Genomic DNA, 13,523 nt, shown 5'->3' with positions numbered 1-13,523 from the left:
TCAGGAGAAAAACATGCCTCTATTTCACAATCATTCAAAACACTATAAAAGGTCATTACGTAAGGGAGTGAACGTATCCAATAGAATACTAGGTTCCAACGCCTTGACTCCGTGAATGACATCTCCTGGAATGAACAGGGATTCCCCTTCCTGAATAAGAACAGTCTCTCCCCCAAGGTTAAATTCCAGTTTACCTTTCAGACAATAGGTAAACTGCTCTTGGGGGTGACTATGCTCCGCCCCGATGGCCCCTGTTTCGAATTGAACCTCCATCATCATCAAGCTCTTTCCTGGTGGATGAATCTTTCTTTTAACACCTAGATCTACTTCTTCCCAAATTCCAACCATGCGTCTCACTCCTTTTATTTTTCTTTTGCCATCCATGGAATCAACAACTGTACCGCCAAAAGGGATACAATGATCCACGGAATGGTTGTTGTATTGATTTCAGTGGAAAAAATCATGAAAATAATAATACCAAGTCCACGCCCTACATTAATAATGGATTCTCTTAACACTACCGATTCGACCCGGAAATTCTCCTTCAGCGGAATCAAATCAAGCCACTTATAGTAATGGGCTGCGTATGTATTCGCCTGCAACGGCTTGAAGAGAGAGCCGATCGACATGAACAGCACGACCGTCCAGATGGAAATATCCCATAGAAGGAAGACGGTAGAGAATGTCATTCCGAATGCTGCAACAAACAGATAGGTCCTGGTCGCATCCAGCCTGGCGAAGCGTGAGATCACATAGCTTGCAAGGATGGATAGACTTAAAAACACCACATTCATATAGCCGACAAAGCTTTCATCGGGAAAAATGTCATAAAGAAGAATATGCGGTATATACATTAGGACCCCTTGCGGAAAACCAATGATAAACCAGCCGGCGAGCACAAATGCGAACCCGGGCTTCTTCGCCAACAATAGCGGCAGGAATTTCATGTAATAAGTTTTGTGATGGGTCGTTTCCTTTTTCATTCTTAAACTTCCAAGGGCTGCAAATAGAAACATCATGAACGCCAGTGAAAAGACCATGATGTAGCCGGTCAATTCTGTGTATAAGGTGATGATGAACCCTGCCAATGCCGGCCCCAATAGATTGGCTCCACTCATTGTTATCTGGTTCCATCCCAGGTAACGGTGCCTGTTATCGTTGTTTGATACATCATAAACAAGAGTGAAGTAGCCTACCCAATAGGCCGCCTGTGACACTCCCTTTAATAGGGCAAATAGATAAAAATACTCGACCATCAATTCCTGAGTAAGCACAATGCATAGATAGAAAAACGCCGTCAGAAAAATACCATATCTATACATGGTTAACCTGTCCCGCTGCTTCGCCATCTTCCCTAAGAAAATGGTCATGATTCCTTGCGAGAGGATGGCAATCAGGTTGAATAATCCGTTAATCAGTAAACTGTTTGTCAATCTCCATAAATATAAATTGATAAAAATCATGGACAATGAGTTTCCGAACTGAAAGATGCTTTGATTCATAAGTGTGATGACAGCCTGTTCTGAAAACCTTTTTTCCTTTGGAACTTTAAATCTATCTATGTTCATTTGAACACTTCTCTCACCTTAAGAGTTTATAAAAGTTACTTGATCCATAAACCGGAAGACAGGTCTCACCTGCCAGTTCATAGCACTGCATCCTTATCAGTACAGCTTGTGTACTTGCGTTCATATCCCCTTCATATAGCCCTTGGCTCAAATGGACAGGTTCAGGCATGTCAGGGTAATATTCCCCTTTAACCTGTGCAACATTAGGGGCGGTAGGGGAGTTTTCAGACTCTCTGGAAAATCCTCCATCAGGACGTTTAAGCTTTTTCATGTTTGCTGCTGTAATACGGATGATTTCCTCTTGTTCCTCTTGTGGTATTTCTGGTTTGATATAGGAAAGCAGATTAATAGGGTTGCGAATATAGCACATATCGTGAGCTTCTTCCCTCCGCAGGCAGGCTAAGATGCTTTGATAGATTTTATCTGTATTTGGCATCGGGATATTAAATCTGCTATAAAAGGTATGCAGCTTGAAGGTTCCGGAAATTTTCACATATAGACTTCCTTCTCCCCATAAACCTGTAAAAGGATCTTGAATACTCTCCAAATACTTCACTGCTTCATCAAGGAAAGGTTGCCTTTCCTCCTCCTTCATCTCTTCGATGTACACACAAGAAGTAGCTAGCAAGTCACAGCCACGCCAGCTGTTGCGTAAATCAATGCTCCTCCACTTCTCCAAATAACTCTCAGGAGACTTTACATATTCCGGTGCTGCATTGGATACCAGGGGAAGCGGGTGGAGTGGAGCACTCCCAAGCTTCAACAGGGAGCCGGTGGTATAGCTTAATGCCCGGTGCACCATCACCTCATCGTTTTTCATTGCTGGATTGTCATCAAAGAAATAGCCTGTTTGTGGATGCTGCTTTTGTTGATAAAAGGAAATCATCCTCTGCTTCATATTTGTAGGCATATGCTGAAGCAAATTGTTCCGAATTAAAATATTCAACGCCTGGGAAGTCGATTCGATGTCAGGACCAAAATGTCTGTCGTTCATGGAACTGCGTGCATAATAGAATCCACCTGTAGTGGAATCGTATTGTCCTGCCAACCAGGGAATAAACCCATCAAACAAGACATCGATCTTCTCCAATCCCTCCAATAACCTTGTACTATTCATTGATCCACCTCCTTAGTTAGTTTGGTACTCCTTTACAATTAATCCTTTTACTCCTTTACCGACCCAAGCAATGCCCCCTTCGTGAAATGCTTCTGAAGGAACGGATATACCAGTAGAACCGGTACCGTCGCTACTACTATTACCGCCATCTTCACCGTGATTTCCGGTGGGGCAACATTCATCATTTCTGAACCGTCATAGTTGATACCCGTTGCCAATACTACAATTTGCCTCAATAGCACCTGTACCGGCCATTTTGAGGCATCATTGAGATAAAGGATGGCATGCATGTACGTGTTCCAATAGGTAACAGCATAGAACAACGAAATCGTTGCAATCGCAGGCATGGAACATGGAATGACGATACGGAATAACGTGCCGAAATCACTGCAACCATCTATCCTGGCCGCTTCCTCCAATGAATCAGGCATATTCTGAAAAAAGCTCTTTAAGATGATCAGATTGAACGCATTCAATGTTACCGGAATGACCAAAGCAGCCAATGTATCTAACAACCCGGTATATTTGACAATAAGAAACGTAGGAATCATTCCACCGTTGAAAAGCATCGTAAATACGACGAAGAATAATAGAAACCTTCTTCCTACGAGGTCCTTTTTGGAAAGACCGTATGCCGTCAGGATGGAAAAAAACATACTCCATGCTGTACCTAATACGGTCACACCGATGGATACAGCCATCGCTTTAAAGATGGTATCGGTCGAAAATATATACCTGTAAGCATCCAAACTGAACACGGTAGGAAACAAGAGGAATTTCTTCTCCGCCAGCTCCGCATTGGTAGCAAAGGATGCTGCAATAACATGAAGAAATGGCAATACTGTTATTAAAGCAATGAGTCCTAATAGAAAGAGGTTCGTATAGTTAAAGAGACGACCTCCTAATGTTTTATCATCCACCATTTTTTTTGCCTCCTTTGGCCTTTTAATAAACGCCTTCTTCTCCAGACTTTTTCGCTAACCAGTTAGCTCCGATTACCAGAATAAGGCCAACTATACCCTTGAAAAACCCTACTGCCGTACTGTAGCTGAATTCCCCTTGCTGGAGACCGACGCGATATACATACGTATCAAATATTTCCCCTACCTCACGATTGGATGCGTTAAGGAGCAGATATACATGCTCAAACCCAAGTTCAAGGACATCACCGATTTTAAGGATCAGCAATACGACGATGACTCCCTTTATCGCAGGAAGCGTAATATGCCACATCATCTGAAGCCGGCTTGCTCCATCGATCCTTGCCGCTTCATATAACTGTGGATTGACGGCTGCAATGGCTGCGAGAAAGATGATGGTTCCCCAACCCGCTTCTCTCCAGATTACTTGAAGAATGTACATCGGCCTGAACCAATCAGGATTCAATAGGAAATTTATTTTATTAAAACCAAGCCATTCAATGATTCCGTTGACTAATCCCCCATCAAGGGTCAGCATGACAAAGCTAATGGAAACAATAACTACCCAGGACATGAAATGAGGGATATAGATAAGTGTCTGTACTCCTCTTTTGAAAAACTCTATTCTCACTTCATTAAGCATCAATGCAATGATTATCGGTATTGGAAAGAAGATGAATAGATTCAGCGCGAATAAAATGAGCGTGTTTCGGAAAATCTTCCAAAAATCCGGGTCTGAAAAAAGTCTGTTGAAATGCTCGAATCCCACCCACTCACTTCCCAAGATTCCTAAATAAGGCTTATAATCCTGGAATGAAATAATCAAACCGTACATCGGAACGTATTTATAGATAAAAAAGTACAATAACCCCGGCAAAATCATTAAATAAAACATTCTGTTCTTCCAAATCTGTTTTTTCAATTCTGCACGTCGATCGACCTTAGGTGGTATCGGATTATTATTTAGTGCTAAGTTGTTTTCCGTTTTCATGGCCTCTCTACCTCTCCCCTGTGTTTTTCTCTTAATCCTTTCTCCATTGTGAAAATAGCTAGTTCCTCCCATTCGATTACTCCAAGTGTAAAAAAGCGCTTTCATTACGTCTATAATCAATACAGTACATTGGAAGGAAACTCCTTGATGGATAAGGGGTTAAATGCAATACCTAATAAATTGATTATTCGAAAATACTGAAAATTAACTTATACTGAAGAGAGGTTACTACTATTTCATTTTTGAAGGGAGGAAGTTATGTTGTTTCAATCTTTTACTGTTTCAAAAGATGGTACATCAGATTTCACCTGTATCCAAGATGCCATCGATCATGTGAGGGTTCACCCACTGGAACCAGTCACCATCTTTATCAAAAACGGAAACTATCAGGAAAAGCTCATTATTCCGGATAATAAGCATAATGTAAAACTAGTAGGAGAAAGCAGGGAGGGGACTATCATTTCCTTTCATGAATCTGCTAGGATGAAAGATTCAACGGGAAAATCCCTTGGAACTTTCCGGACTCCTGTTGTCACTGCCTTGGCAGATTGTATTCAGATGGAGAGCCTTACTATTCATAATACGGCAGGATATGGGGAAGACGTTGGACAGGCGTTGGCATTGTATGTTGCAGGTGATAGATCTATTTTTAAAAATGTAAGCTTGCTTGGGAACCAAGATACACTTTATACCTCTAGAGGAAGACAACTCTTTCAGCAGTGTTATATAGAAGGGCATGTCGACTTCATTTTTGGAGCTGCATCCACCATTTTCGACCAATGTGAGATTCATAGCTTAAGAAAAGGATATATCACTGCTGCCTCTACCCCAGAAGATCAGAGTTTCGGTTATATTTTTCTAGACTGCCGCTTGACAGGTGCTGCCGATATCGAAAGTGTATATCTGGGCAGACCTTGGAGACCCTATGCTCACACATTTTTCGTACGTACATGGATGGGTGAGCATATTAAAAAGGATGGCTGGGATAATTGGAGAGACGAAGCTAATGAAAAGACAGCAAGGTACGGGGAGTATGACTCATATGGACCAGGCGCTTTGGTGGAACGGCGTGTACGATGGGCTAAGCAACTGACACGTGACGAAGCTGAATCCTTGACTGTTGAAAAACTTTTTCCTGATCTGGCGAACTGGTACTTTTTATAGAGCTAAACTCAAAGTATATAACCACTGATGTATGTAAGACTGTTTTAACAAAAACCGGGCAAAAACCGCCCGGTCCTTTTTTTAGTTTAGTTGTTTATAGATATTTGGGTTGCATGTGATATAAAAAGAGTATATCGGTGAGGAATGTGTTAGTTTGTATTAAACCTCTATTAAGCTTCATGGAGAATCTTTGCAGTGCTGGGCTATTGGTGTGTTTATGCGCAAACTCCAATACATCATTTTTGATCTATCTTGCTTTTCATGTACTTACTTCGCTCTTGTTGGTACATCATTCTTCGGCTTCCTTGCTTTTCATGTACTTACTATGCTCCTGTTCCAAAACCTTGTTGCTGTCGTGCTCTTTTCCTGTTAATCCTAAAATAATTCTTACTAATGTGTGAATAGGACAGTATAAAATCCAAATTCCAATTTATTACGGGGCTATAGCAACAAGCTTTAAGAAGAGAGCCTTTAAAAAACAAAAGGAACTGCCACAAATGAAGTGGCAGTTCCTCTTATCATTTTTTAATTACCAGCTGATTCGTTAAACTCGTCGATGATTTCTTGACCACCTTGGTCCAACCATTTTTGTACTGCGCTTTCAAATCCATCCTTATCAATTTGGCGAAGAATATACTGATATGTCGCATCCTGAATGATGGTTCTCAATCTTTCTCCATTAGCAAGGAAAGCGTCAGAATCAAGAGTTAGAGTAGGATCATTGATTAAATACTTCTCATTATCAATGAACAACTCTTCGGATTTCGCTTTCGGTTCAAAAGTATGGAACCCTTCATAACGGCCATTGTTTTCAGGTTCACCGATTTCAATAGCCTGGAACGGCTTTACTTCACGGTCGTTCTTCGCAGTATCATCTGTAGGTATACCCATTCCATTCTCAACGTTATAATGCTCTCCTTCAATTCCCCAGAAGATCAAGTTCGATACTTCAGGAGTCATCAAATCATCAAAGAATGCCAAAATTCTCTTTAACTCGGCTTCCGTTTTTACAGAGGATTTAGGGAACATTACAACGTTTCCGTATCCTGGCAGGCTCCAGATTCCATATTCTCCATGCGGGCCTTCCACATAGTTATGGACGTCTACCTCTGCATCAGGGTGTACTTTGGAAAGGTCATTATGAAGAGTCAGTACGTCTCCCATTGACCCTACATATATTCCAGCAGTACCATTGATGAATAAAGCTTGCTGGTCATTCTTACTTGTCACAGGGAAATCCTGGTTCATATAGCCATTTTCATGCATGTCTTTGAAATAATCCAATGTCTGCATATACTCAGGAAACATGAATGCAGGCTTCAATTTGCCATCTTCATCTTCGCCCCACTCATTCGGAGTTCCAAACCAAGAAGCAACTGTATAGAATGCACCATAAACTAAATCGCTGCGGTCAGTCAGACCAATAGTATCCTTTTTACCGCTCTGATTAGGATCGTTCTCTGTGAACTGCTTTGCCATTTCAAAAAACTCTTCCGTCGTAGTCGGTGCTGACAAACCTAGGTTGTCCGCCCAATCCTTACGATAAATGATACCTTGACGAGACAGTGGTCTTCCCTGGTATAAGGAATAGATTTTGTCATCTACCTTTGTATTTTCAAGAACTTGCTCTTTTAAATTGCTTAAGTTTTCGTACTCATCCAAATAAGGGCCGAGCTCCCAGAATTGATCATCACGGATGGCATCCTTGAACTGGTTGAATGTTGTCTGATTTTTCATAAACACCGCTTGAGGAAGAGATCCTGTCGCAAAAGCAGTATTCAATCTTTCTTCATAGTTATTGTCAGGAACCCATTGGAATTCTAATTTAGTATTCGTCTTCTCTTCCAGCAGCTCTTCTACTTTCTCTTGTGGTACTTCTGGTGTATGAAGATTCGCCATAATTGAGATAGTGAATTCCTCGTCACTGTCTATTTCTGTATTTGAAGCGCTTTCATCACTACACGCACTTACGAACACCAACATTAAGGAAAGAAGAAGAAAAGCAAACGGTTTTTTCTTTACATTCATATTTGATTACCCCCACGTTAATTTCTTAACTACTTTAATGATAGATTACAAAAGTCCTGTTTGTATACAACTAGTTATCTCTTAGAGAATTTTTCCGACAATCCACTCAGAAAGAATGCGCTTTCATTTTAAGATGTTCCAGTTGCCCCCTTTCTTCTTTTATTGAGACGAACGCCTGAAAACACTTCAGCGTCATCCTGATCCGTCTAACATTAATTTAATTCAGAATTTTCAATTAGAATATAATCAATTGCTCATATCATATCAGAGAACCATTGATATCATAAGGTTTGTCTAGTGTGAACTTATAAAATGATTACGGTATCATATATGAGTTTCTTCAAGTAAGCCAACAATCGATACCTGGAAAGGAGGGTTTACCCAGAAAAAAAGCTGACAAGGTTCTGTCAGCTCTTCTCCATAATATCCTTTGAATTCTGTTCGGATTTGAATCCAAGTTCCTTCTTCGCATTACTTGTGTCCCATGGAGCACCAGGATTATCCGATACACCATAATAGGTTCCAAATTTCACATCAGCTTCGATTGCCGCTTCAAATAAATTAACGACATCTTCCCTTGAGAGCAACGTATGAACTAGCCTGTCATTCTCCTCTATGTCCTCCACTTCATCCTTTGGGACCGAAGCGATCCTTAAATTGATAACAGAAACCTCCTTCTCATCCGAAAACAATCTCCCCACATTTTCCGAGGCCAATTTAAGAATTCCGTATAGTCCTTTGGAATAGGGATAATCCTGCACATTTATTTTTCTCCCTAGGAGGGACTCTCCATCTTTTTCATAACCGTCTGTTACATGGTTACTACTTGCAATAATCACTCTCGGGATGTTCCTTTTTGTCGCAACATCTAAAAGGTAATACCCGGCCTTGAAGAATACTTCGGTCATTTTGTCAAACTGCTCAATATCCTCAACATGTTCATCGGTCTCAGTGGCAAGCAGATTTATCAACACGTCTGCATCCAAAGGGATATTCTCGTAGAGCTCTTCGTAATTTGTTGCATCAAGTTGAAGATAACCTGACTCATCCGTTTGTTCTTGCTTATCACACACGATGACTTCATATTCATTTCTCAGTCCATTTTTCAAAACAGATCCTATAGTGCCATTTCCACCAATAAGTACGATTTTCTTCATTTATACATTCCCTCCAAAAGTATGATGTTACCTTCGCGAAATCTCTTGGCAGTCCTCCATTATAATAGGTTCCCCTTTTTCCGTTTCAACTTCTACATTTATGAATTCCGCATAATGGACGTTGGAGCAATATATACCGTGTATTGCCTGAATGAAAATGTTCCGAAATGTTAGGTTCTGTAATGGCTTCTCAGGAAGTCCCTTTAATAAAATTGCAGTTTCTGCTCCGTTACAGATAATGTTCTGAATGTGTATATCCCGAAATATAGGAGTTTCTTCAGAAAAAGGAACGTTATCCCCTTTCATGTCCTCATCTGAAAGTTCATAGAACATATGAAAAACAATCGCTTCCTTTTTAATATCTACCATGTTAATTTTATCAATACTGATGTTCTCCACCGTACCACCGCGCCCTCTTGTACTTTTAAAGCGCAAACCGGTATCAGTTCCGAAAAATGTACACCCAGAAATCTTTACGTTTTTCACGCCACCGCTCATTTCGCTACCAATGACGAAACCTCCGTGCCCACTGTAGACTTTACAATTTCTAATATCAATATCTTTGCAAGGCTTCGCAAGCCGTCTTCCTTCTTCATTTTTACCTGACTTAATGCAGATTGCATCGTCACCAACATCAAATGTACAATTTTCCACCTTAACAAGGCTACATGATTCAAGATCCAAGCCATCACCGTTTTGTGAAAACCAAGGGTTCCTAACCGTTATATTACGGATGGTCACATGCTCACATTGCCAGGGATGCAAACACCAAGCAGGCGAATTCTGGAAAGTAGGTCCATCTATCAGAATGTTTTTGCTTTTTCTGAAACTGAGCAGGTTTGGTCGTAAGAAGTGTCTAACGTTCTCATAATCACTGAAATTCATAGAACCTTTTTTTTGTAGCTTCGGGACCAACTTGGAACCGTTCCAAGCATTTTCAGAGGGCCACCAAATTTCCTGTTCTTTGTCCAAAACTCCGGATGAGTGAATTAATTTACCCCACTGGTTATCAGTCATTTTGAATCTTTTTACGGGCCGCCATACTTCCCCTGCCCCATCGAATATACCAAAGCCGGTAATCGCAATATTCTCAAGACCCTCTCCATCAAGTGGGGATTGACATCTTACAGCTTGTACCCCTTCAAAAGATGAGAGTATCAGTTGATAGTCCTCTATATTTTGGCTGAATAATATAATGGCACCATCTTCGAGATGAAGATTCACGTTGCTTTTGAAACGGATAGGTCCGGTAAGCCAAACACCATATGGTACGGTAATCCTTCCTCCTCCATCAGAAGCACAGGCTTCCATCGCCTGGGCAAAAGCCTCCGTATTCATCTTTTGCCCATTCCCTAATGCACCATAACTTCGGATGTCATAATGAGCATTGCGGAAGATTGGTTTTATCACTTTTTTATTTTCTTCACATTTACTTCTCATGGACTTGCCTCCTAACAATAAGCACGCTTATCAATTATTATATAAGAGGTATATCCATATCTTAATAATCATTTCCTTAGTATTATTCGTTTCTACACAAAAAAACACCAATTAGTTAAACAATGAATGCATAAATGGACGCGTATTCCAGTCCTGTTCTTTTAGTTTAGTTAGGATATTGCTTACAAGGGCCTTGAAAATCTTATGAGCAATAAACAATTCTTCGGCAACTTCTCGAATTTATTCCCTTCGGTTATGAACAGTAATTTCCATTTCCCTGTAGGTCAGCTCTTCAGGGAGAAGAATTTTCCGTCTTTCTTCATAGTTTCCATTGTCGGAGCTGAACGAGCCGTTTTTGCTTTTCTTTGTCCAGCTTCAACGGCTAGCTCCTCGAGTCATAAGCCAGTTTCCGCTTTTCTTTTTGTAATATTCTTTTCATATCTTTGTAATGGGCATATATTGTATAATTATTTTGGGATATTCTTTTTGTTTAGCTTTTTTTATTTGCTCCTAGGGTATTGTTCTTGTAAACTTGCAAAAAGATATGAAAACTGTTTTTTTACTGTTCTATCTAGTTGAAAGTTCTTGGGTTCACAGAAAGAGCACGGTAATAATTGGTGTTAAGGTTAGTTTCAAGATACGTTATAAAATATAAAGTATGCGAAAAAAGCCTTTTGTTTTTAAAGGAGCTAATAAAATGATTACACATTTCAAGAAGTTGGATTGGGTTCTAATAACAGCTATAATACTGTTATGTTTATATGGGTTGGTAATGATTTATAGTGCAGGGATGCTATTAGGGATAGAAGATTATGATGACCCTGGATATTTCTTTAATAGGCAGTTGATCTGGCTTTATTTAGGAGTTCCTGTTTTTATTGCTGCTATCATCACTCCTTATAAACTTTACGATAAGTTAACTCCCCTAATGCTTGGTGTTATTATAATCGCATTAATATTAGTCCTGATTCCTGGTATCGGAAAAGAAGTAAATGGGGCTCGAAGCTGGTTTGCTATAGGAAATGCGACCATTCAGCCTTCCGAAATCGCTAAGTTAGGGATGATTATTTATTTTGCGAGGGTTTATGCCCGAAAGCAACCTTACATACATCAGTTTGGTGAAGGAGTCTCTCCACCATTACTAGTGCTGGGATTAGTTTTTGGATTAATTGTTTTACAGCCAGACTTAGGTACAGCCTCTACTATTGTTGCAGCATGTGGTGCGATTTTAATTTGTTCTGGAGCAAGATTAAAACATATATTGCTTCTCGGTGCAGTGGCAGTAGTTGGTATAGGTATTTTGGCAACTTCAGCAAATTATCGCTTAAGACGTATCACCTCCTTCGTTGACCCATTTGCAGATCCGGCCGGAGATGGCTACCAGTTAATTAATTCCTATATCGCCATTGGCGAAGGTGGATTATTAGGAAGAGGACTCTCTCAAGGAATCCAGAAACTGGGTTATTTACCTGAAGCACATACCGATTTTATTCTTGCTGTTATCTCGGAAGAATTAGGGATTTTTGGAGTTTTGCTGTTATTTGTTCTTTATTTAATTGTTCTCGTACGCGGAGTTCGAATCGGGGTAGCAATTAAAGATCCTTTTGCAAAGCTTTTGGCTTTCGGGATTACTTTTCAAATAAGCAGTCAAGTGTTTTTAAATGCAGGAGCAGTAAGCGGGATTCTACCTATCACTGGTATTACGTTACCTTTCATCAGTTACGGGGGTTCCTCCTTACTCATCACAATTTTTGCAGCTGGTATATTAGTCCACCTATCGAAACATGCGAAATTAGCTATTGAAGCTCGAGAGGAGACACATACATCATGGGGACAGAAAATAACAAGTTAGAGTATAGTCGCATTGATTATACATTGTTATTTCTGCTGTTTTTACTATTTATTATTAGTTTAGTAGCAGTTTATAGTGCATCGGGTCAGTATTTTCCAAATGACCCCTATTATTTTGTAAAACGGCAGATAATTTGGTACATCATAGGGATTGGAATCATGGTTGCCATCATGTTCTTTGATTACGAGCTGTTGGAGAACCTCGCCCTTCCTTTTTATTCACTAGGACTCATTCTTTTGGTTGCCGTCCATTTTGTCGGCACCATCAGGAACGGTTCGCAACGTTGGATTAACCTCGGAGGCTTTATGCTACAGCCATCCGAGTTTATGAAGATATTTTTGCTTATCCTACTTGCTGGGGTAATTTATAAATGGGCAAAGGAAAAGCACGAGTTAGATACGAAAACGCCGCCTATTGTCGTAATAAAAATCATCGGCTATTCTATGCCTCCTTTTTTATTAATACTAATGCAGCCTGATCTTGGAACCGCACTTGTTATCGCAGCAGTTATGGTAACGATGATTTTCATTAGCGGAACTTCCTGGAGAGTGCTTACCCTATTAGCCGGGTTAATTATCTCGGCATTGGGAACTCTAGTCTATTTGCACAATAAGCATTTTGATTTGTTTACTAATTTCATTGCCCCTCACCAACTCGAGCGAATATATGGGTGGCTAAGCAGAGAAGAATATGCCTCTTCCTTTGGTTTTCAATTAACAGAAGCCTTAAAAGGTATTGGTTCCGGACAGGTAGCTGGAAGGGGATTATTCGAAGGAGTCCAATCCCAAAGTGGTCGAATTCCTGAGGTTCAAACAGATTTTATTTTCGCTCTAATTGGTGAAGAGTTTGGTTTTGTTGGAGCAACACTTGTAATTTCTATTTATTTTATCTTGATTTACAGATTAATCATTATTGCCATTAGCTGTGATAACCCTTTTGGTACCTATTTAGTAACAGGTGTCGTAGGATTATTTGCGTTCCAAATCTTTCAGAACATCGGCATGACCCTTGGCTTAATGCCTATTACTGGATTAGCCCTGCCTTTCATGAGTTATGGCGGTAGCGCGCTGTTAACCAATATGATTGCATTGGGAATTGTCATGAATGTAAAATATCGGACAAAACAATTTATGTTTGATTAGAATATAGTTAGAGGAGCGAGTTTCATCAAGGATGAAACTCGCTTTTATTTGTTTAAGTTTTATAGATTTTTTGTATTTGGGTATACATGGTGGTTTCAGTGTAAGTTGTTACAACTAGGCACACTTGCTCATCCCTTTGGAACC

11 protein-coding genes are annotated in these 13,523 nt (G+C 40.1%); 3 read left to right on the top strand and 8 right to left on the bottom strand.

Going from position 1 to position 13,523, the window contains the following annotated elements; all coding sequences use genetic code 11:
• Nucleotides 1-42: 42 nt before the first annotated feature.
• The 5 genes from K9B36_RS07950 to K9B36_RS07930 are packed head-to-tail and all read right to left on the bottom strand — an operon-like array spanning nt 43 to nt 4,596.
• Nucleotides 43-348: a cupin domain-containing protein gene (locus K9B36_RS07950; RefSeq protein WP_223701484.1), complete on the bottom strand. Its 306-nt coding sequence runs from the start codon at nt 346-348 to the stop codon at nt 43-45.
• 14 nt (nt 349-362) lie between these two features.
• Entirely contained in the window at nt 363-1,568 is a 1,206-nt protein-coding gene (locus K9B36_RS07945; RefSeq protein ID WP_223701483.1) for an MFS transporter, read from the bottom strand.
• A gap of 13 nt (nt 1,569-1,581) precedes the next feature.
• On the bottom strand, nt 1,582-2,685 hold the full coding sequence (locus K9B36_RS07940; RefSeq protein WP_223701482.1) for a prenyltransferase/squalene oxidase repeat-containing protein: 1,104 nt from the start codon (nt 2,683-2,685) through the stop codon (nt 1,582-1,584).
• Nucleotides 2,686-2,732: 47 nt separating this feature from the next.
• Nucleotides 2,733-3,608: a carbohydrate ABC transporter permease gene (locus K9B36_RS07935; protein ID WP_223701481.1), complete on the bottom strand. Its 876-nt coding sequence runs from the start codon at nt 3,606-3,608 to the stop codon at nt 2,733-2,735.
• A gap of 22 nt (nt 3,609-3,630) precedes the next feature.
• Nucleotides 3,631-4,596 (bottom strand): ABC transporter permease, encoded by a 966-nt coding sequence (locus K9B36_RS07930; protein WP_223701480.1) that lies wholly within the window; start codon nt 4,594-4,596, stop codon nt 3,631-3,633.
• Between the two features lie 258 nt (nt 4,597-4,854).
• Here K9B36_RS07930 and K9B36_RS07925 point away from each other — a divergent pair, with 258 nt between their 5' ends.
• Complete coding sequence (locus K9B36_RS07925) at nt 4,855-5,760, top strand: pectinesterase family protein (RefSeq protein ID WP_223701479.1); 906 nt, start codon at nt 4,855-4,857, stop codon at nt 5,758-5,760.
• Nucleotides 5,761-6,285: 525 nt separating this feature from the next.
• Here K9B36_RS07925 and K9B36_RS07920 read toward each other — a convergent pair.
• From K9B36_RS07920 to K9B36_RS07910, 3 genes are all read right to left on the bottom strand, one after another.
• Nucleotides 6,286-7,788, bottom strand: coding sequence for an extracellular solute-binding protein (locus K9B36_RS07920; RefSeq protein WP_223701478.1), 1,503 nt, complete (start codon nt 7,786-7,788; stop codon nt 6,286-6,288).
• 407 nt (nt 7,789-8,195) lie between these two features.
• Nucleotides 8,196-8,945: an NAD-dependent epimerase/dehydratase family protein gene (locus tag K9B36_RS07915; RefSeq protein ID WP_223701477.1), complete on the bottom strand. Its 750-nt coding sequence runs from the start codon at nt 8,943-8,945 to the stop codon at nt 8,196-8,198.
• 27 nt (nt 8,946-8,972) lie between these two features.
• Nucleotides 8,973-10,385 (bottom strand): glycoside hydrolase family 28 protein, encoded by a 1,413-nt coding sequence (locus K9B36_RS07910; RefSeq protein ID WP_223701476.1) that lies wholly within the window; start codon nt 10,383-10,385, stop codon nt 8,973-8,975.
• Nucleotides 10,386-11,082: 697 nt separating this feature from the next.
• Here K9B36_RS07910 and ftsW point away from each other — a divergent pair.
• Together ftsW and rodA are read left to right on the top strand one after the other, a co-directional pair.
• Nucleotides 11,083-12,237 (top strand): putative lipid II flippase FtsW, encoded by a 1,155-nt coding sequence (gene ftsW, locus K9B36_RS07905; protein ID WP_223701475.1) that lies wholly within the window; start codon nt 11,083-11,085, stop codon nt 12,235-12,237.
• Nucleotides 12,213-13,379, top strand: coding sequence for a rod shape-determining protein RodA (gene rodA / locus K9B36_RS07900; protein WP_223701474.1), 1,167 nt, complete (start codon nt 12,213-12,215; stop codon nt 13,377-13,379). The genes ftsW and rodA overlap by 25 nt, the downstream gene beginning before the upstream one ends.
• Nucleotides 13,380-13,523: the final 144 nt, after the last annotated feature.

This window comes from Sutcliffiella deserti (assembly GCF_020037475.1).
Classification (GTDB): Bacteria; Bacillota; Bacilli; order Bacillales; family Bacillaceae_I; genus Sutcliffiella_A; species Sutcliffiella_A deserti.
Note: the sequence above shows the minus strand (reverse complement) of the source record. Positions and strands in the feature narration are given on the sequence as shown.

What these genes read in the sequence shown, in the direction of transcription:
- K9B36_RS07950 (WP_223701484.1), bottom strand. Translation starts at nt 348, where the DNA reads ATGGTTGGAATTTGGGAAGAAGTAGATCTAGGTGTTAAAAGAAAGATT.
- K9B36_RS07935 (WP_223701481.1), bottom strand. Translation starts at nt 3,608, where the DNA reads ATGGTGGATGATAAAACATTAGGAGGTCGTCTCTTTAACTATACGAAC.
- rodA (WP_223701474.1), top strand. Translation starts at nt 12,213, where the DNA reads ATGGGGACAGAAAATAACAAGTTAGAGTATAGTCGCATTGATTATACA.
- K9B36_RS07920 (WP_223701478.1), bottom strand. Translation starts at nt 7,788, where the DNA reads ATGAATGTAAAGAAAAAACCGTTTGCTTTTCTTCTTCTTTCCTTAATG.
- K9B36_RS07925 (WP_223701479.1), top strand. Translation starts at nt 4,855, where the DNA reads ATGTTGTTTCAATCTTTTACTGTTTCAAAAGATGGTACATCAGATTTC.
- K9B36_RS07940 (WP_223701482.1), bottom strand. Translation starts at nt 2,685, where the DNA reads ATGAATAGTACAAGGTTATTGGAGGGATTGGAGAAGATCGATGTCTTG.
- K9B36_RS07915 (WP_223701477.1), bottom strand. Translation starts at nt 8,945, where the DNA reads ATGAAGAAAATCGTACTTATTGGTGGAAATGGCACTATAGGATCTGTT.
- ftsW (WP_223701475.1), top strand. Translation starts at nt 11,083, where the DNA reads ATGATTACACATTTCAAGAAGTTGGATTGGGTTCTAATAACAGCTATA.
- K9B36_RS07930 (WP_223701480.1), bottom strand. Translation starts at nt 4,596, where the DNA reads ATGAAAACGGAAAACAACTTAGCACTAAATAATAATCCGATACCACCT.
- K9B36_RS07910 (WP_223701476.1), bottom strand. Translation starts at nt 10,385, where the DNA reads ATGAGAAGTAAATGTGAAGAAAATAAAAAAGTGATAAAACCAATCTTC.
- K9B36_RS07945 (WP_223701483.1), bottom strand. Translation starts at nt 1,568, where the DNA reads ATGAACATAGATAGATTTAAAGTTCCAAAGGAAAAAAGGTTTTCAGAA.